At 65.3% G+C, this 16,940-nt stretch carries 17 protein-coding genes; 7 read left to right on the forward strand and 10 right to left on the reverse strand.

From position 1 onward, the window contains the following. Window positions 1–121 precede the first annotated feature (121 nt). Window positions 122–2,428 carry a Tex family protein gene (locus tag R2B70_RS18855; protein ID WP_318162210.1) on the forward strand — a complete coding sequence of 769 codons (2,307 nt, stop codon included), beginning with the start codon at window positions 122–124 and terminating at the stop codon, window positions 2,426–2,428. A 69-nt stretch (window positions 2,429–2,497) separates the two neighbouring features. Here R2B70_RS18855 and R2B70_RS18860 read toward each other — a convergent pair whose 3' ends face one another. The 3 genes from R2B70_RS18860 to bioH all read right to left on the reverse strand — a co-directional run bounded on the left by R2B70_RS18860 (window position 2,498) and on the right by bioH (window position 4,322). Beyond that, window positions 2,498–3,250: a putative metalloprotease CJM1_0395 family protein gene (locus R2B70_RS18860; protein ID WP_318162211.1), complete on the reverse strand. Its 753-nt coding sequence runs from the start codon at window positions 3,248–3,250 to the stop codon at window positions 2,498–2,500. Window position 3,251: 1 nt separating this feature from the next. Then, entirely contained in the window at window positions 3,252–3,485 is a 234-nt protein-coding gene (locus tag R2B70_RS18865; RefSeq protein WP_209794886.1) for a flagellar basal body rod C-terminal domain-containing protein, read from the reverse strand. A gap of 72 nt (window positions 3,486–3,557) precedes the next feature. After that, window positions 3,558–4,322: a pimeloyl-ACP methyl ester esterase BioH gene (gene bioH / locus R2B70_RS18870; RefSeq protein ID WP_318162212.1), complete on the reverse strand. Its 765-nt coding sequence runs from the start codon at window positions 4,320–4,322 to the stop codon at window positions 3,558–3,560. 38 nt (window positions 4,323–4,360) lie between these two features. Between bioH and R2B70_RS18875 the strand changes: the two genes are divergently transcribed. Together R2B70_RS18875 and nfuA are read left to right on the forward strand one after the other, a co-directional pair. Further along, window positions 4,361–5,089, forward strand: coding sequence for a ComF family protein (locus tag R2B70_RS18875; RefSeq protein ID WP_318162213.1), 729 nt, complete (start codon window positions 4,361–4,363; stop codon window positions 5,087–5,089). A gap of 148 nt (window positions 5,090–5,237) precedes the next feature. After that, the gene (gene nfuA / locus R2B70_RS18880) at window positions 5,238–5,816 is read left to right on the forward strand and encodes a Fe-S biogenesis protein NfuA (protein ID WP_010672549.1); all 579 of its coding nucleotides are present in this window, start codon (window positions 5,238–5,240) and stop codon (window positions 5,814–5,816) included. Window positions 5,817–5,952: 136 nt separating this feature from the next. Here the strand turns inward: nfuA and gpsA are convergent, their stop codons facing one another. From gpsA to R2B70_RS18895, 3 genes are read right to left on the reverse strand one after another with little or no spacing between them, the layout of a single operon-like run. Further along, the gene (gpsA, locus tag R2B70_RS18885) at window positions 5,953–6,957 is read right to left on the reverse strand and encodes an NAD(P)H-dependent glycerol-3-phosphate dehydrogenase (RefSeq protein WP_318162214.1); all 1,005 of its coding nucleotides are present in this window, start codon (window positions 6,955–6,957) and stop codon (window positions 5,953–5,955) included. 2 nt (window positions 6,958–6,959) lie between these two features. After that, window positions 6,960–7,430, reverse strand: a complete 471-nt coding sequence (gene secB / locus R2B70_RS18890) for a protein-export chaperone SecB (RefSeq protein WP_010672547.1) — start codon at window positions 7,428–7,430, stop codon at window positions 6,960–6,962. A gap of 47 nt (window positions 7,431–7,477) precedes the next feature. After that, a complete protein-coding gene (locus R2B70_RS18895; RefSeq protein ID WP_010672546.1) occupies window positions 7,478–7,909 on the reverse strand; it encodes a rhodanese-like domain-containing protein in 432 nt (143 codons plus the stop codon). A 348-nt stretch (window positions 7,910–8,257) separates the two neighbouring features. On the opposite strand from R2B70_RS18895, the gene gpmM reads away from it, so the two are divergent. After that, complete coding sequence (gene gpmM, locus R2B70_RS18900) at window positions 8,258–9,787, forward strand: 2,3-bisphosphoglycerate-independent phosphoglycerate mutase (protein WP_219143327.1); 1,530 nt, start codon at window positions 8,258–8,260, stop codon at window positions 9,785–9,787. A 9-nt stretch (window positions 9,788–9,796) separates the two neighbouring features. After that, a complete protein-coding gene (locus R2B70_RS18905; RefSeq protein WP_318162215.1) occupies window positions 9,797–11,194 on the forward strand; it encodes a peptidoglycan DD-metalloendopeptidase family protein in 1,398 nt (465 codons plus the stop codon). Window positions 11,195–11,307: 113 nt separating this feature from the next. On the opposite strand, the gene R2B70_RS18910 is transcribed toward R2B70_RS18905, so the two are convergent. After that, the gene (locus R2B70_RS18910) at window positions 11,308–11,958 is read right to left on the reverse strand and encodes a Qnr family pentapeptide repeat protein (protein ID WP_318162216.1); all 651 of its coding nucleotides are present in this window, start codon (window positions 11,956–11,958) and stop codon (window positions 11,308–11,310) included. 88 nt (window positions 11,959–12,046) lie between these two features. On the opposite strand from R2B70_RS18910, the gene R2B70_RS18915 reads away from it, so the two are divergent. Together R2B70_RS18915 and R2B70_RS18920 are read left to right on the forward strand one after the other, a co-directional pair. Then, window positions 12,047–13,054 carry a substrate-binding domain-containing protein gene (locus R2B70_RS18915; protein WP_202041467.1) on the forward strand — a complete coding sequence of 336 codons (1,008 nt, stop codon included), beginning with the start codon at window positions 12,047–12,049 and terminating at the stop codon, window positions 13,052–13,054. A 110-nt stretch (window positions 13,055–13,164) separates the two neighbouring features. Beyond that, a complete protein-coding gene (locus R2B70_RS18920) occupies window positions 13,165–13,554 on the forward strand; it encodes a nuclear transport factor 2 family protein (RefSeq protein ID WP_318162217.1) in 390 nt (129 codons plus the stop codon). Window positions 13,555–13,607: 53 nt separating this feature from the next. Here R2B70_RS18920 and R2B70_RS18925 read toward each other — a convergent pair whose 3' ends face one another. The 3 genes from R2B70_RS18925 to edd form a co-directional block, all read right to left on the reverse strand. Continuing rightward, window positions 13,608–14,300 carry an AraC family transcriptional regulator gene (locus R2B70_RS18925; RefSeq protein ID WP_318162218.1) on the reverse strand — a complete coding sequence of 231 codons (693 nt, stop codon included), beginning with the start codon at window positions 14,298–14,300 and terminating at the stop codon, window positions 13,608–13,610. A 138-nt stretch (window positions 14,301–14,438) separates the two neighbouring features. Continuing rightward, on the reverse strand, window positions 14,439–15,080 hold the full coding sequence (locus R2B70_RS18930; protein WP_318162219.1) for a bifunctional 4-hydroxy-2-oxoglutarate aldolase/2-dehydro-3-deoxy-phosphogluconate aldolase: 642 nt from the start codon (window positions 15,078–15,080) through the stop codon (window positions 14,439–14,441). A 9-nt stretch (window positions 15,081–15,089) separates the two neighbouring features. Then, a complete protein-coding gene (gene edd, locus R2B70_RS18935; protein WP_318162220.1) occupies window positions 15,090–16,886 on the reverse strand; it encodes a phosphogluconate dehydratase in 1,797 nt (598 codons plus the stop codon). Window positions 16,887–16,940: the final 54 nt, after the last annotated feature.

Genomic DNA, 16,940 nt, shown 5'->3' on the forward strand with positions numbered 1-16,940 from the left:
CAACCGGCCCGCGCGGCAGCGGCCTGGCTGGTACCTTGAGTATCGCTAGGACAGACCCCCTGTACGGCGACATCGCCCCGCGCTGGCCAGTTAGACAGGACCCGACCACCAGAGACCCTCGATGCAAAGCCACGTAATAGAACATCAGATTGCCGGTGAGCTGAATGCCCGCCCGGAACAGGTGCAGGCCGCCGTTCGCCTGCTGGACGAAGGCGCCACCGTCCCCTTCATCGCCCGTTACCGCAAAGAGGTGACCGGCGGTCTGGACGACAGCCAGCTGCGTACCCTGGAGAGCCGCCTCGGCTACCTGCGCGAACTGGCGGATCGCCGCCAGGTGATCCTGCGCTCCATTGAGGAGCAGGGCAAGCTGACCCCCGAGCTGGCCCGCGAGCTGAACGACGCCGACAGCAAGACCCGGCTGGAAGATCTCTACCTCCCCTACAAGCCCAAGCGCCGCACCAAGGGGCAGATGGCCATCGAGGCGGGGCTGGAACCGCTGGCCGACCTGCTGCTGGGGGACCCCATGAAAGATCCCGAGCAGGAGGCGGTTCGCTTCCTCAATGCCGAGCAGGGGATCACCGACGGCAAGGCCGCCCTCGACGGCGCCCGCTACATCCTGATGGAGCGCTTCGCCGAGCAGGCGGATCTGCTGGAGAAGCTGCGAGACTACCTGTGGCAGAACGCCACCCTGCGTGCCCGCGTGGTGGCCGGCAAGGAGCAGGAAGGGGCCAAGTTCAAGGATTACTTCGAACACGACGAACCCCTGCACAAGGCCCCCTCCCACCGGGTGCTGGCCATGCTGCGCGGCCGCAACGAGGGGATCCTCAACCTGGCGCTGGTTGCCGGCGACGACGAGAGCGCCAGCCCCTGCGAGGGGATCCTCGCCCATCACCTCAGGCTCAACCTGCAACACCGCCCGGCCGACAAGTGGCTGCAGGGGGTGGTGAGCTGGACCTGGAAGATCAAGCTGTCGCTCCAGATGGAGACCGAACTCATCGGCCGCATCCGCGAGTCGGCAGAAGAGGAGGCGATCAAGGTATTCGCCATGAACCTCAAGGATCTGCTGATGGCGGCGCCGGCCGGCATGCGCTGCACCATGGGGCTGGATCCCGGCATCCGCACCGGGGTCAAGGTGGCCGTGGTGGATGCCACCGGCAAGCTGGTCGACACCGCGACCATCTATCCGTTCGAGCCCAAACGCCAGGTTGACCAGAGTCTCAAGACCCTGAGCGAGCTGTGCCAGAAGCACAGGGTTGAACTCATCAGCATCGGCAACGGCACCGCTTCCCGGGAAACCGACCGCCTGGTGAGCGACCTGTTCGAGCGCTACCCGGCCGCCAAGGCCCAGAAAATCGTGGTGAGCGAGGCCGGGGCCTCGGTCTACTCCGCCTCCGAGCTCGCCTCCCAGGAGTTCCCGGATCTCGACGTTTCCCTGCGCGGCGCCGTCTCCATCGCCCGTCGCCTGCAGGATCCCCTGGCCGAGCTGGTCAAGATCGACCCCAAGAGCATAGGTGTCGGCCAGTACCAGCACGACGTCGGCCAGAGCCAGCTGGCCCGCCGGCTCGATGCGGTAGTCGAGGATTGCGTGAACGCGGTGGGTGTGGATGTGAATACCGCCTCAGTCGCCCTGCTGAACCGGGTTTCCGGCCTCTCCCAGACCCTGGCCCAGAACATCGTCGCCTACCGGGACGAGAACGGCGCCTTCAAGAGCCGCCAGCAGTTGCTGAAAGTCAGCCGCCTCGGACCCAAGGCGTTCGAGCAGTGTGCCGGCTTCCTGCGCATTCGCGGCGGCAGCAACCCGCTGGACGGCTCGGCGGTACACCCGGAGTCCTACCCTGTGGTGGAGCGGATCCTCGCCAAACTGGAACAGACCGTCGACAGCCTGCTCGGCAACAGCAGCCTGCTGCGCACCCTCAAGCCTTCCGACTACACGGACGAGCAGTTCGGCGTGCCCACCGTCACCGACATCATCGGCGAGCTGGACAAGCCGGGCCGAGACCCGCGCCCCGAGTTCAAGACCGCCACCTTCAAGGAAGGGGTGGAGAAAATCAGCGACCTGGTGCCCGAGATGGTGCTGGAAGGGGTAGTCACCAACGTCACCAACTTCGGCGCCTTCGTCGACATCGGCGTTCATCAGGATGGCCTGGTGCACATCTCCTCCCTGACCGACCGCTTCGTCAAGGATCCCCGCGAGGTGGTCAAGGCGGGCGACATAGTGCGGGTCAAGGTGCTGGAGGTGGACGTGCCGCGCAAACGCATCAGCCTGACCATGCGTCTGGACGAGAAGGCCGGCCAGCCGGCGCGCAAACCGGCCGAGCCGCGTCACACTGGCAACCCCAGACCGAAACCGGCACCACGCCAGAGCCCCCCGACCGATGGCGCCATGGGCAATGCCTTCGCCGCCGCCCTCTCCAGGCTGAAGAAATAAGCCCCTGAAAATGCAAAAAGCCCCGCAAGGGGCTTTTTCATCTCTGCACCACCCTCAGCGACGACCTGTTCAGACGTCCTGACTCAGGCTGTGAGGAGACGCCGGCCTCACCGCTTGCTGGTAGTGCCTGGCAATCACCTGGTTGCGATTGTCCATGTAGGCACCGAGCGGCCCCATGGTTTCCTGCCTGAGCACCATCAGCTCCCGGCGGGTCCTGGCCTCCTTGGCGGAAGCGGCGCGGGCGACGCTCAGGTCTTGTGACGACGGCTCATCCGGCGCCAGCGCGGCGGCACGCACCTGCTGCATCTTGGCGATGGTCGCTGCCGGATCCCCGGGAATGGTCCCCATGTCGATGACCACCTCCCCCCCGGTGGCATAGCGCTTGCCATCCGGCCCACGGGAAAACTGGTAGCTGGGGCTGCCCGCATGCTCACCGCCGACCGCCTGGTGTGCCTGCTCGTGCCTGCGCACCTCGAGATCCCGCTCGACCAGCGCAGCCACCTGACGCTGCTGCTTCTGCTGTTCGCCATCCTGACGTTGTCGACGCTCCCCCTCCTCCCCCGTTGCCTCGACAAAACGGTGCGCCACCGGCGCGGGACCGGCCTGGCCACTCTCTTTCGTCGACGGGGATGGGGTAGCGGAATTGGCCTGGGCGGCCCGGGATCTCTCTTTCTGGGAGCCGACGCCGGACTCGGCACCGAAGGCCTCGCTCTGGCGGCTGGGAGGCACCAGCTCCGCGCGGCGGTTGTCAGTCTGTGCCGATTCCGTCTGCGGCTGCAGCTGGTTGGGAATGAGCGACGGCAGGCTGACGTTGATATTCATCTCACACCCGGATATCGATCAGGGTGCCCAGCATGTCGCTGGCGGTCTGGATCACCTTGGCGGAGGCGCCGGCTTGCTGCTCGGCCACCTTGAGGTTGACCAGCTCCTCGGGCAGCTCCACCCGCTCACCGGCGGGGGTATTGAGGCGGGCAATCTGGCTGGAAGCCTGGCCGGCCAACTGCTCCGCCCGCTGGAATCCCTGCACGCCCGCCGTCATGGCTGATTCGATACGCATTGGCACACTCCTCTATGGGGTTGGCCAATTATCCACCAACCCGGGGCATTATTGAAGCCAGTCGCTCACATCTCAGCCAATGAACTGTCGCAGCAGGGTGATGAAATACTCGGGGTGAGAAATGAAGGGGGCATGGGAGGCCTTGTCCAGTACCCGGCTCCGGCTTCCGGGATAGCGCTCGTCCAGCAAGGGGATGGCCGCCTTGGGCACCAGGGTATCCAGCCTGCCATAGAGGCGCAGCCAGGGCAGATCCAGGCCGACCAGTGGATCCCGCAGATCGACCTCGGCCAACAGGCCGAGACCCGCCTCCAGGGCGGCAAGCCGGGGGGCTGGCCGCTCCGCCAGCCAGTGGCGCAGCTGGCGAATGTCGTTCCTGGCATGTTCGCTGCCCATGGCCTGGATCGCCAGGAAGCGCTCTATGGTCTGCATGAAGTCGCCCGCCAGCATCTGGTTGAACCCCGCCAGCACCTTGGGAGCTATGCCCGGCCATTGATCCCGGGCCATGAAGCAGGGGGAGCTGGCTACCGTGATGAGGGAGTGGAGGCGCTCAGGCATGGTCAGGGCCAGCTGGCTCGCCACCAGACCACCGAGGGACCAGCCGAGCAGATGGCATTTTTCCGGCAAGACGGCCGCCACCTGCTCTGCCAGCCAGGGCAGGGTGTAGTCTGCTCCTTCTTGCAGGGGGCTGTTGCCAAAGCCGGGCAGGTCCACCAGATGCAGCCGATAGTGGGCAGCCAGTTCTTGGGCGATACCGTGCCAGACGGCCCCGTTCATGCCCCAGCCATGCAACAACACCAGGTCCGGGCCCTGGCCAAACCGCTCAACCGATACGCTCATCTAGACTCAAGATCCCTGTTTATCTGCTTGGAGCCTGCATGTTAAAGCGGCTGCTCGCCAAAGCAAGTCCGATCCTCGGCACCCGGGCCGACTGGCTGGGCCTGTGCCTGCTCTGCCGCCAACCCTGTGACGAGGCGCCTCTGCTGTGCTCCTGGTGCCGGCAGGCCCTGCACCAGGATGGCTGGCAGTGCCGGCTGTGTGCGGCACCGCTACCGGAGCAATATGCAGAGAGCGGCCTGGTGTGCGGACGTTGCCAGCGCCGTCCGCCCCCCTGGCAGCGGCTGCAGGTGATTGGCGACTACCGGGCACCCTACTCCCTGCTCGTCTCCCGGCTGAAATATTCCGGTCAGATCCTGCTCGCACCGCTGCTCGCCCGCGTGCTGGCCGACCACCTTAATCTCGATGACCCGCCACAGGCCATCATTCCGGTCCCCCTGCACTGGTGGCGCCAGTGGGGGCGCGGCTTCAATCAGGCAGAGGAGATAGGCCGGGCCCTGAGCGAGCTCATCGGCATTCCCTGTGACAGCCGCTTGTTGCGCCGGGTCAGGGCAACCCCGCAGCAGACCCGGCTCAGTGCCGGCCAGCGGCGGCGCAACCTGCGCGGCGCCTTCGAAATGGCGCCTCACCACTACCGGCATGTGGCACTGCTCGACGATGTGGTGACCACGGGAGCGACCGCAGGTCAGCTCACCCGGTTGCTCCATGAGAGCGGCGTCACCAGGGTGGAGGTGTGGGCCATCTGCCGTACCCTCAGATACCCCGCATAGCCTGGCGCGGAACCGGCCGACGAGACTGGAGGCGGCATGATTCCGATACGCCCAAGCTCACAAGCTCGCCATCGGCACGCTACCCAAGCCCCGCCAAGCGAGTTATCATGAATACCCTAGTCGTACACTCAGGTTTATGAGGATAGTGATGATCAGCATTTCCGACACCGCCCAGGCCCACTTCCGCAAGTTGCTGGAGAAGCAGCCTGATGGCACCAACATCCGGGTGTTTGTGGTCAATCCGGGAACCCAGAATGCCGAGTGCGGCGTATCCTATTGCCCACCCGACGCGGTCGATCCGGAAGATCAGCACCTGCCCTTCAGCGGCTTCGACTGCCTGGTCGATCCCCTGAGCGCCCCCTTCCTAGTGGATGCCACCATCGACTTCGTCACCGATCAGATGGGTTCCCAGCTCACCCTGAAGGCGCCCAACGCCAAGATGCGCAAGGTGGCCGATGACGCCCCCCTGATCGATCGCATCGAATACGTGCTGATGTCCGAGGTGAACCCCATGCTGGCCGGTCACGGCGGCAAGGTCACCCTGGTCGAGCTGACCGACGACAAGCTGGCCATCCTGCAGTTCGGCGGCGGTTGCAACGGCTGCTCCATGGTCGACTACACCCTGAAAGAGGGGATCGAGAAGCAGCTGCTGGAGAAATTCCCGGGCGAGCTCAACGGCGTGAAAGATGCCACCGAGCACCAGCGCGGCGACCACTCCTACTACTGATTTTCCTTCTTGCGGCAAAGAAAAGGCCCCGCCAGCTGGCGGGGCCTTTTGCTATCCAACGAATGCGCCACCCCATCATGAAAAAGACCCCGTCAGTTTAAACTGGCGGGGCCTTTTGCATGCTGCGGCAGGCAGATCACTCGTCCTTCTTGTCTCGCGACAGCAGGGCGATGGCCGCCTCTTTCGGGTTCTTGCCCTCGTAGAGCACCTTGAAGATCTGTTCGCAGATGGGCATCTCGACGCCACAGCGGGCCGCCAGCAGATGCACCTCCTTGGTGTTGCGATAGCCTTCCACCACCTGGCCTATCTCGGTCATGGCGGTGTCAACCGACTTGCCCGCTCCCAGCGCCAGGCCGAAACGGCGGTTGCGCGACTGGTTGTCGGTGCAGGTCAGCACCAGATCCCCGAGCCCCGCCATCCCCATGAAGGTCTTGGCATCGGCCCCGAGGGCGGCGCCCAGACGCTGCATCTCAACCAGCCCCCGGGTGATGAGCGCGGTTCTGGCGTTGGCGCCAAAGCCGAGCCCGTCGGAGAGACCGGCACCGATGGCGATGACGTTCTTGACCGCCCCACCCAGTTGCAGACCGATGAAGTCCGGATTGGTATAGACCCGGAACGAGCGGCCGCAGTGCAGCAGGTGGGAGAGATCGTCGGCAAAGTCGTCGTGGGTGGAGGCCACCGAGATGGCGGTCGGCAGACCGGCAGCCAGCTCGCGGGCGAAGGTGGGGCCAGAGATGACCGCCAGCGGAATGGCATCCCCCAGCACCTCCCGCGCCACCTCCTGCAGCAGACGACCGCTGTCCGGCTCCAGCCCCTTGGTCGCCCAGGCGATCCGAGTATCCGGGCGCAGGAAGGGCTTGACCCTGGCCAGCACCTCGCCGAACACATGGCTCGGCACCACCAGCAGCAGCACGGGAGCGGCTTGCACCGCCGCCTGCAGATCCGCCGTCAGTTGCAGATCGGCCGGGAAGGGGACATCCGGCAGGAATGCCTTGTTGCAGCGATCCTGTTCCAGCTCGGCGACATGGGCGGGGTCATGGCCCCACAGCAGGGTCGGATGACCGTTGCGCGCCAGAGAAATGGCCAGGGCGGAGCCATAAGACCCCGCCCCCAGGACCGAGATTGCGATCTGGTCGGCCATTATCAGGCTTCCGCAGTCGCCTGCTGGGCCTGTACCTGCGCCATGTGCTGGGCGAACAGGGCGTCGAAGTTGACCGGTGCCAGGTTCAGCTGCGGGAAGGAACCCTTGCTCACCAGGTTGGACACCGCTTCGCGGGCATAGGGGAACAGGATGTTCGGGCAGAAGGCCGCCAGGCAGTGGGCCAGTTGCGGCTCAGGCAGGTTGCCGATGGTGAAGATGCCGGCCTGCTGCACTTCGCACAGGAAGGCGGTCTCGGTTTCCAGCTTGCAGGTGACAGTCAGGGTCAGCACCACTTCATAGACGCTGTCGGCCAGGACATTGGTCTTGGTGTCCATGTCCAGTTTGACGTCCGGCTGCCACTCTTTCTGGAAGATGTGCGGGGTATTCGGGGCTTCGAAGGAGACATCCTTGGTGTAGACACGCTGGATGTGGAATTCCGGTTGCACTTCCTGGTTGTTGATTTCGTCAGCCATTTCGTTTGATTCCTTTTTAAGATAATGAGTGGGCGCAGGCCCTTAAATCAGCGTTTTTTGGTCACCGGCAGATTGTCTGCACGCCATTGGGCCATGCCACCGCTGAGCACATACACCTGCTTGAAACCGGCCTTGCTCAGTTGGCGACCCGCGCCACCAGCGGTCATCCCCGACTCGCACACCACTATGATGGGGGCATCCTTGTGCTTTTCAACCGGACCCAGATTATTCGCCTGGATCTGGGCGAGCGGCAGATGATGGGCCCCGGCCAGATGGCCCTTGGCAAATTCATCCTGACTGCGGATGTCCACGACGGTGGCATTTTCACGGTTGATAAGCAGGGTGGCGGCGTGGTTGTTGACCGCCTTCACCGGAGAAAAACGAGCACGCACAGTGGTATACACCAGAGTGCCTGCCAGGCCCAGCCAGGCTGCGGTCAGCAGCGGGTTGCGGGCCGCGAAATCCAAATACTCTTGCATCTTCTACTATCCAGGGACCAAGACAAGGGCCCGAGTATACATGGGGCCCTGCATAAGATCAGCCATCTTGGCGGCAAAGCGAGAGCAAGCTCCCATCAGGGATTGCCCCCGATTCTTCCTCCTCCAACCGGGCCGTACGAGAGGCTGCTCCATGTCGAAAAGAGGAGGGCCACAGAGGAAAACCCGCCGCGGCAGACAAGCCGGCAACATGCCTAAAACAGCGGGATAACAGTTAAAAACCGAGGCTGGAGAGGGACTTGGCTATCAGGTGACTATTTCGGCAGATGTAGTAATATTACGCTAGTTTCACTTCCCGCAATTCATTCCTATCCGAGAGGACATAGCCTTATGTCAACAGCTAAGAAACCGCTGGTTCTGGTCATCATGGACGGTTGGGGCTACAGCACCAAGCAAGAGTACAACGCCGTCGCTGCCGCCAAGACCCCCAACCTGGATCGCCTAGCCCGTGACTACACCAGCACCCTGATCTCCGGCTCCGGCCTGGACGTGGGTCTGCCGGACGGCCAGATGGGCAACTCCGAAGTGGGCCACACCAACATCGGTGCCGGTCGTGTCGTCTATCAGGAGCTGACCCGCATCTCCAAGGACATCCAGGAAGGCGTCTTCTTCCAGAACGTTGAGATCGGCAAGGCTGTCGACGCCGCCGTGACCAAGGGCAAGGCCGTGCACATCATGGGTCTGATGTCCCCGGGTGGCGTACACAGCCACGAAGAGCACATCATGGGCATGATCGAGATGGCCGCCAAGCGTGGCGCCGAGAAGATCTACTTCCACGCCTTCCTGGATGGCCGCGACGTGCCGCCGCGCAGTGCCCAGTCCTCCATCGAGCTGTTCGACGCCCTGTTTGCCAAACTGGGCAAGGGTCGCTTCGCCTCCATGATCGGCCGCTACTACGCCATGGACCGCGACAACCGCTGGGATCGCGTACAGCAGGCCTATGATCTGATGACGTTGGGCAAGGGCGAATTCACCGCCGACAACGCCACCGACGCGCTGGCCGCCGCCTATGCCCGCGACGAGAACGACGAGTTCGTCAAGGCCACCCGCATCGGCGACGCTGCACCGATGGAAGATGGCGACGCACTGATCTTCATGAACTTCCGTGCCGACCGCGCCCGCGAGATCACCCGCGCCTTCGTCGACACCGACTTCACCGGCTTCGCCCGCACCGCCACCCCGGCCCTGAATTTCGTGATGCTGACCGAGTACGCGGCCGACATCAAGACCGCCTGTGCCTACCCGCCCACCGCCCTGGTCAACACCCTGGGTGAATGGCTGGCCAAGCAGGGCAAGACCCAGCTGCGCATCTCCGAGACCGAGAAGTACGCCCACGTCACCTTCTTCTTCAACGGTGGCGAAGAGGCCTGCTTCAGCGGCGAGGATCGCGAAATCGTGGCAAGCCCGAAAGTGGCCACCTATGACCTGCAGCCGGAGATGAGCTCCGAAGAGCTGACCGACAAGCTGGTAGCGGCCATCAAGAGCGGCAAGTACGACGTCATCATCTGCAACTACCCGAACGGCGACATGGTTGGTCACACCGGGGTGTTCGATGCCGCGGTCAAGGCCTGTGAAGCGGTCGACCACTGCATCGGTCGCGTCACCGACGCCCTGGCGGAAGTGGGTGGCGAGTGCCTGATCACCGCCGACCACGGCAACGCCGAGAAGATGATGGACGAAGAGACCGGTCAGGCCCACACCGCCCACACCAATCTGCCCGTTCCCCTCATCTACTTCGGTCGCAAGGCCGAGGTGGTGGAAGGCGGCAAACTGTCCGATCTGGCCCCGACCATGCTGACCCTGATGGGTGTGCCGGTACCGCCGGAAATGACTGGCAAGCCCCTGATGATTCTGAAATAATCCTGCCCCATGCGGGGATGCGAAGTGATTTCACAGAAAACCAGTCGCGTCGGCCTGTTGGCCGGCGCGCTGTTTTTTTGCCTGATCGGCGGCACGGCCCAGGCTGCGAACCAGCAGCTCGGGGCCATGCAGTCCCAGATCAAGGAACAGCAGCAGACCCTCAAGCTCAGCAAGCAGGAGCTGGCCAAGCTCAACACCCAGCTCAAGGCTGACGAGCAGGCCATCTCGGCCGCCGCCGCCAAGCTCGACCAGACCAGGCTGCAACTCAAGCAGAACCAGCAGAAGCTGGCCTCCCTGCAGCAGGACAAGCTGGCGCTGGAGCAACAGGCAAAACACCAGAAACAGTTGCTGGCCAAGCAGGCGGAAAGCGCCTTCCAGGCGGGCAACCACGATTACCTCAAGCTGCTGCTCAATCAGCAGGATCCGGCCAAGCTGAGCCGCGCCCTCGATTATTTCGACTATCTCAACAAGGCCCGCATCGAGGCCATCGAGGCCCTGCGCGCCACCCGCGACAAGCTGGCGAAAAACCAGCTGGCCACCAAAGAGACCGAGACCCGGCTGCAGACCCTGCTCGGCGAACAGCAGCAACATCACCAGAGCCTGCTGGCCAGCCAGCAGAGCCGCGCCAAGGTGCGCAACCAGTTGCAGCAATCGGTGCAAAACGACGAGCTGAAACTGACCAGGCTGGTCAAGGCGGAAAAGGCGCTGAAGGCGCGGCTGGAGGAGCTGCGTCGCCAGCGGGAAGAGCAGGAGCGACGCGAGCGTGCCGAGCGGGAGCGCCTCGCCAAGATCAAGGCCGAGCAGGAGCGCCAGCGCCGGCTGGAGGCACAGCGCCTGGCCGCCGAACAGAAACGCATTGAGGAGCAGCAGCGGATCGCGGCCCAGCAGCGGCAGGTCGGCGAGCAGCAACGGCTCGCCGCCGAACAGCGCAGGGTCAGCGAGCAGCAGGAGCAGGTGGCGAAGCAGCAAGCGGCCGCCCGCAACAGCGCCAAGGCGAGCAGCAACGGCTATGGCGGCCTCAGCACGGGTGGCAACCTGCGCTGGCCGGTGCAGGGCCCCATCCTCATCTCCTACGGCTCGCCGCGTACCGCCGAGCTGAAGTGGAAGGGCACCCTGATAGGCGCCAGCGAAGGGACCCAGGTCAAGGCCGTGGCACCGGGCCAGGTGGTCTATGCGGACTGGCTGGACGGCTTCGGCATGCTGCTGGTCATCGACCACGGCCGCGGCTACATGAGCCTCTACGGTCACAACCAGTCGCTGCTGCGCCAGGTGGGCCAGAACGTGGAACAGGGAGAGCCCGTGGCCCTGGTCGGCGACAGCGGCGGGCAGGAGCGCTCCGGCCTCTACTTCGAGATCCGCTATCAGGGCGAAGCCATCAACCCCACCAAGTGGCTGGCCAGACGCTGACACCCCGGCTCCTCACAACGAAAAGCCTGCCTTGCGCAGGCTTTTTCATGGTGAAGGGCGCAGCCGCCACGAACTGCACCCGTTGATGAAAAATTACCTCTTTTTCCATCCCCTCAGGGAAAGACCACCAGGCCTATCTGCTCCAGCAGCCCCTGCTGCTGATCTTCATTGATCTGCACCCCGGCGAGGTTGACCCGGCGCAGATCCAGCCCGGACAGATCGCACTGGCGCAGGTCGCAGCCCTGCAGGTTGAAGCTGGCCCAGTCGATTTGCCCGAACTCGGAGCCGCTGAGATCCGAGCCCGCCAGGGAGGCGCCCCGCAGACTAGCCCCCTGCCAGCGGTTGCCGGTCAGCTCGCAGCGCTCCAGCAGGCAGCCTTCGAAGTTCGCATAGCTGAAGTTGTTGCCGGTGAGGTGGGCCTCGCAGAAGTAGCTCTTGGCAGTGATCCGGTTGGCGAAGCTGGCGTGGGCGAAGTTGATCCCCATGGCCTGGCAGTCGCACATCTCCAGCCCCAGACACTGGCTGCGGCCGAAGTCCGCCAGGGTGAGATCGCAGCGCAGGAAGCTCGCTTCCCGCAGATCGCAGCCCTGAAACAGGCAACCCAGCTCCCGCTCCCTGTCATAGAAGCTGCAGTCGACGAAGCGGCTCTCCCCGAGATCGAGCCAGGAGAAGTGACAGCCGATGAAGCGGCACCCCTGAAACAGCTCCCCCTCCACCTCCTGCTGCTCGAAGTGGATCCCCTCGAAACACCTGCCCTTGGTCATCCCGTGCCCCCTGTTGATGGCGTCATATGCTGACTTTGTTGCGCAAAAACGGTAATGTTACCTGTAACATTTTTTGCCGGATCCCCAGATGAACGACACCCGCAAGCGCCGCCCCACCCTGCAGGACATCGCCGACCTGACCGGAGTCACCAAGATGACCGTCAGCCGCTACCTGCGCGATCCCCAGGCCGTGGCCGAAGGGACCCGCGAGCGCATCGCCGCGGCGGTGGAGGAGCTAGGTTACATCCCGAACCGGGCACCGGACATGCTCTCCAACGCCACCAGCAAGGCGATCGGCATCCTGATCCCCTCCCTCTCCAACCAGGTCTTCTCGGCGGTGATCCACGGCATAGAGGCGGTGACCCGGCCCGCCGGCTACCAGACCCTGCTCGCCCACTACGGTTACAGCCCGGAGCGGGAAGAGGAGCAGGTCGCGTCTCTGCTCTCCTACAACGTGGACGGGCTCATCCTCTCGGACACCCAGCACACCGAGCGCACCCGCAAGATGATCGCCACCGCCGGCATTCCGGTGGTGGAGACCATGGATCTGCCGCTCTCTCCCATCGACATGGTGGTGGGCATGGATCACCGGGCCGCCGCCCGGGCCATGGTAACAGAGATGCTGCGCCGGGGACGGCGCAAGGTGATCTACCTCGGCGCCCGGCTCGACGTGCGCACCCAGTTGCGGATGGAAGGCTACTACCAGGCGATGGCCGATTTCGGCCTGACCGGCCAGCACCTGCTGACGGAGCAATCCTCCAGCTTCACCCTGGGGGGGGAGCTGCTGGCCCAGGCCATGGCGCGCTTCCCCGATCTCGACGGCCTGTTCTGCACCAACGACGACCTGGCGGTGGGCGCCCTGCTGCAATGCCAGGCCAGGTGGATCCCGGTGCCCCAGCAGGTGGCCATCGCCGGCAGCAACGCCCTCGACATCGGCCACGCCATGACCCCCAAGCTCGCCAGCATAGTCACTCCCCGCGAGGCCATCGGCCGCGAAGCCGCCATCATGCTGCTGGCCCGCCTCGGCGGCCAGCCGCTGGCGACCAGGTGCAAGGACATGGGCTTCTCCCTGTATGAGGGGGAGAGCCTCGGCTGATCTCTGGCCATCATGGCGCGTTCGACCGCCATGATGGCGCCTTTACCCCTCTCCCCTGTCCGCCCCCTGACCTATGCTGGCCCCTCCATCCACCATGTCAGGAGTACCCCATGCACCACACCGAACGACTGAAAGCCTGCCTGCGGCGCGTCATCTGCGATCCCGCTTTCCCCCTGACCGAACTCGACGCCTGGTTCACCCCCGACTACTGCCAGGAGGTGAACGGCGAATGGCTCGACTACCCGGCGTTTCGCCAGCACATCGCCGCGCTGCGCCGTCATCTGGCCGGGGCGAACATCGAGTTTGTCGCCACGATGGCGCTGGGTGAGCGGGTCCACTCGACCCATCTGGTCAGGGCCACCCGCCACGATGGCGACACCCTGGTCTGCAAGGTGAGCGGCCTCTTCACCTTTCGCGGCGATCGGCTCTGCCACACCGACGAGGTGACCTGTCTGCTGGCAGGCAGCAAGGAGGATGCGGATATCGGCTCGCGGCGCTGACTGCCGCCAACCCGCAGATACTGCCTGGCGGACAAGAAGCAGACGACGCGCCCTCAGGCCGCCGGTTCGCGCCGGGCAAGGCGCTGGAGGGCACGGGACAAGGCGCCGGGATCCTCGTAGCCGAGCCGATCGGCGATCTGCGCCAGCGTGAGCTCCCGGTGCTGCAACTGGCGCGCCTGCCCCAGCACCACCTGCTCCCGCCACTGGCGAAAACTGCATCCCAGATGCTGGAGGAAGAGCCGGTTGAGGGTGCGCACCGAGGCGCCGCAGTCAGCCGCCAGCGCCCCCAGCGTCAGATGGATGGCGGGCGCCTGGCACACCCTGTCCAGCACCCGCAGCAAGCGCGGGTCCAGCTCCCCGGCGAGGGGAATACGCGCCGCGAGCGGATCGGCGCGCTCCAGTTCGTGATCAAGCACCCTCAGATAGGCGTCCCGCGCCTCCCCCTCCGCCAGCTCGGGCAGGCGGGCGAAGAGGCCCGCCAGCAGCGGACTGGCCTGCAAGGGGCCGAAGGTCGTGCGGGCGGAAGTCGGCACATAGAGGAGGGAGAGCCGGGATCGGCGCAGCACGCGAAACTCGTGCTCCCAGCCCGCCGGAATGAAGCAGATCTGGCCCGCCACCAGCAGCTCGCCCTCCCCGCGCCCCGTGATGATGCCGCCCCCGTCGTGCAGGTAGCAGTATTGGGCCCGGGGGTGGCAGTGCAGCGCGGTGAAGTGCCCTTGCGGGTAGGATGGATGCAGGCAGGACATGAAGGCTCCAGGGTGGAGGGACGGCCCCCGACCTTAAGCCAGGGCAAGGCCGGAAGCAAACAGCCCACCCCCTCCCGGGGCGTAAAAACAACAGGCCACCCGAGGGTGGCCTGTCCGATTCATCTACACGGCTTTCGCTTAGCGCTTGACCAATTCAACCGCTTCCCGGGAGAGGCGGGTCACCTCGTCCCAGTTGCCGCTCTTGACGGCCTCTGCCGGCAGCATCCAGGAGCCGCCGACGGTGGCCACGCATTTGAGCGCCAGATAGTCGGCCACGTTTTTCGGGCCTATACCGCCGGTGGGGCAGAACTTCACCTGGGGCAGCGGCGCGGCGATGGCGGAGAGCGCCTTGGTGCCGCCGTTCGCCTCGGCCGGGAAGAACTTGAGGTGGTCGTAGCCCGCTTCCAGCGCCTGCATCACCTCGGACGGCGTCGCCACCCCCGGGATCAGCGGCGCCGTGCTGTTGGCCGCGTGGGCCAACAGGGCCGGGGTCATGCCCGGAGAGATGACGAAGCGGGCACCGGCGGCCACGGCGGCGTCAAACTGCGCGCAGTTGAGCACGGTACCGGCACCGACCATGGCATCCGGCATCGCCTTGGCGATGAGGGCGATGGCGTCCAGCGCGACCGGGGTGCGCAGGGTGATCTCGAACACCGAGATGCCGCCGTCCAAGAGGGCCTTGGCCATGGGCAGGGCCTGCTCCAGCTCATTGATGACCATCACGGGTACCAGGGGGGAGGCGGCAAACACCTCGGCCGGGGTCACTTTCCAGTTCTGCATAGCTCTTCCTTAGTCAAAGATGGTGGCGCCGCACTCGGCGCTCGATACCGCGCGACGCATCACGCTGAACAGTTCACGGCCCCACCCCTCTTGTTCCAGGGTGAGGTCGATCTCGGCCTGGGTACGGCCACTCAAATCGGTCAGGCAGTCGAGGCGGCCGGACTCGGCATCCACCCGCAGCAGGTCGCCATCGGCAAGCAGGCCGATGGCCCCACCGTGCAGCGCTTCCGGGGTGACGTGGATGGCGGCCGGGATCTTGCCGGAGGCACCGGAGAGGCGACCATCGGTGACCAGCGCCACCTTGTGACCCGCCTTCTGCAGGTTGCCGAGCACCGGCATCAGCTTGTGCAGCTCCGGCATGCCGTTGGCGGCCGGGCCGTTGTGGCGCACCACGATGACGGCGTCCTGGTTCAGCTCACCGGCCTTGTAGGCTGCCTCCACCGCATGCTGGGAGGAGAAGACCCGGGCCGGGGCCTCGATGACGCGATACTCGGGGGCGACGGCGGAGACCTTGACCACGGCGCGGCCCAGGTTGCCTGCCAGCAACTTGGTGCCGCCGGTGGCCTGAAATACGCTACCGGAGGGGGACAATACACTCGCATCGCCGCTCTCGCCCACCGGCTGCCACACCAGCTTGCCATCCACCAGTGCCGGACGGCTGAGGTAGTCCTGCATCTCGCCAAAGACCGGGGTGGCGTCCATGTGGATCAGCCCCTGTTCGGCCAGACGGCGCATCAGGCCGGGCACGCCCCCCGCCTGTTCGAAGGCGTTGACGTCCGCCGGGCCGTTCGGGTACATGCGCACCAGGAGCGGCACCACGTCAGAGAGATCGCTCAGGTCGTCCCAGGTCAGCTCCAGCCCGGCGGCGCGGGCCAGCGCCACCATGTGGATGCTGTGGTTGGTGCTGCCACCGGAGGCGAGCAGGGCCACCAGGCCGTTGACCAGGGCGCGTTCATCGATCACCGCACTCAGGGGGCGATAGGCCGGGGAGCCCGGGATCATGGCGCTGATGCGGCGGGCCGCCTCCTCGGTGAGGGCGCGGCGCAGCTCGCTGTGGGGGTGCACGAAGGCGGAGCCCGGCAGCATCAGACCCATGGCCTCGAACACCAGCTGGTTGGTGTTGGCGGTGCCGTAGAAGGTACAGGTGCCCGCCGCGTGGTAGGCGCCGCACTCCATCTTGAGCAGGGCGTCGCGGCCCACTTCACCGGCGGCGTACTGCTGGCGCACCTTCACCTTCTCGTCGTTGCTGATGCCGCTCGCCATGGGGCCGGCAGGCACGAAGGCGGTGGGCAGGTGGGCGTGGGAGAGCGCCCCCATGATCTGGCCCGGGGCAATCTTGTCGCAGATGCCGAGCAGCAGGGTGGCGTCGAAGGTGTTGTGGGAGAGGGAGACCGCGGTGGCCTGGGCGATGAGATCCCGGGAGAAGAGGGACATGTCCATCCCCGGCTGGCCCTGGGTCACACCGTCGCACATGGCGGGCACGCCGCCGGCGACCTGGGCGCTGTGGCCGAGCTCGGCCAGCGCGCCCTTGATGATGTCCGGGTAGCCCTGGTAGGGCTGATGGGCGCTCAGCATGTCGTTGTAGGCGCTGACGATGCCGACGTTGGCGCGGGTCATGTCGAGGATGCGCCCCTTCTCGTCACAGCTCGAGGCCGCCACGGCGTGGGCCAGGTTGCCGCAGGAGAGGGAGGCGCGGGTCTTGCCCTGCTCGGCCTGGCGCTGGATGCGGGCCAGGAAGCGGGCACGGCGGGCGGTGCTGCGCTCGCGGATGCGGTCGGTCACCAGGGTGATCACGGGATGGGTCATAACTATCTCTCCAACTCTATATACGGGCGCGTTCGGCAGTGACCGGGCGCGCGA

Origin of the sequence: Aeromonas sp. XH, from assembly GCF_033348475.1 — a bacterium.
GTDB lineage: Bacteria > Pseudomonadota > Gammaproteobacteria > Enterobacterales > Aeromonadaceae > Aeromonas > Aeromonas sanarellii.

What these genes read in the sequence shown, in the direction of transcription:
- R2B70_RS18855 (WP_318162210.1), top strand. Translation starts at nt 122, where the DNA reads ATGCAAAGCCACGTAATAGAACATCAGATTGCCGGTGAGCTGAATGCC.
- R2B70_RS18860 (WP_318162211.1), bottom strand. Translation starts at nt 3,250, where the DNA reads ATGAATATCAACGTCAGCCTGCCGTCGCTCATTCCCAACCAGCTGCAG.
- R2B70_RS18865 (WP_209794886.1), bottom strand. Translation starts at nt 3,485, where the DNA reads ATGCGTATCGAATCAGCCATGACGGCGGGCGTGCAGGGATTCCAGCGG.
- bioH (WP_318162212.1), bottom strand. Translation starts at nt 4,322, where the DNA reads ATGAGCGTATCGGTTGAGCGGTTTGGCCAGGGCCCGGACCTGGTGTTG.
- R2B70_RS18875 (WP_318162213.1), top strand. Translation starts at nt 4,361, where the DNA reads ATGTTAAAGCGGCTGCTCGCCAAAGCAAGTCCGATCCTCGGCACCCGG.
- nfuA (WP_010672549.1), top strand. Translation starts at nt 5,238, where the DNA reads ATGATCAGCATTTCCGACACCGCCCAGGCCCACTTCCGCAAGTTGCTG.
- gpsA (WP_318162214.1), bottom strand. Translation starts at nt 6,957, where the DNA reads ATGGCCGACCAGATCGCAATCTCGGTCCTGGGGGCGGGGTCTTATGGC.
- secB (WP_010672547.1), bottom strand. Translation starts at nt 7,430, where the DNA reads ATGGCTGACGAAATCAACAACCAGGAAGTGCAACCGGAATTCCACATC.
- R2B70_RS18895 (WP_010672546.1), bottom strand. Translation starts at nt 7,909, where the DNA reads ATGCAAGAGTATTTGGATTTCGCGGCCCGCAACCCGCTGCTGACCGCA.
- gpmM (WP_219143327.1), top strand. Translation starts at nt 8,258, where the DNA reads ATGTCAACAGCTAAGAAACCGCTGGTTCTGGTCATCATGGACGGTTGG.
- R2B70_RS18905 (WP_318162215.1), top strand. Translation starts at nt 9,797, where the DNA reads ATGCGGGGATGCGAAGTGATTTCACAGAAAACCAGTCGCGTCGGCCTG.
- R2B70_RS18910 (WP_318162216.1), bottom strand. Translation starts at nt 11,958, where the DNA reads ATGACCAAGGGCAGGTGTTTCGAGGGGATCCACTTCGAGCAGCAGGAG.
- R2B70_RS18915 (WP_202041467.1), top strand. Translation starts at nt 12,047, where the DNA reads ATGAACGACACCCGCAAGCGCCGCCCCACCCTGCAGGACATCGCCGAC.
- R2B70_RS18920 (WP_318162217.1), top strand. Translation starts at nt 13,165, where the DNA reads ATGCACCACACCGAACGACTGAAAGCCTGCCTGCGGCGCGTCATCTGC.
- R2B70_RS18925 (WP_318162218.1), bottom strand. Translation starts at nt 14,300, where the DNA reads ATGTCCTGCCTGCATCCATCCTACCCGCAAGGGCACTTCACCGCGCTG.
- R2B70_RS18930 (WP_318162219.1), bottom strand. Translation starts at nt 15,080, where the DNA reads ATGCAGAACTGGAAAGTGACCCCGGCCGAGGTGTTTGCCGCCTCCCCC.
- edd (WP_318162220.1), bottom strand. Translation starts at nt 16,886, where the DNA reads ATGACCCATCCCGTGATCACCCTGGTGACCGACCGCATCCGCGAGCGC.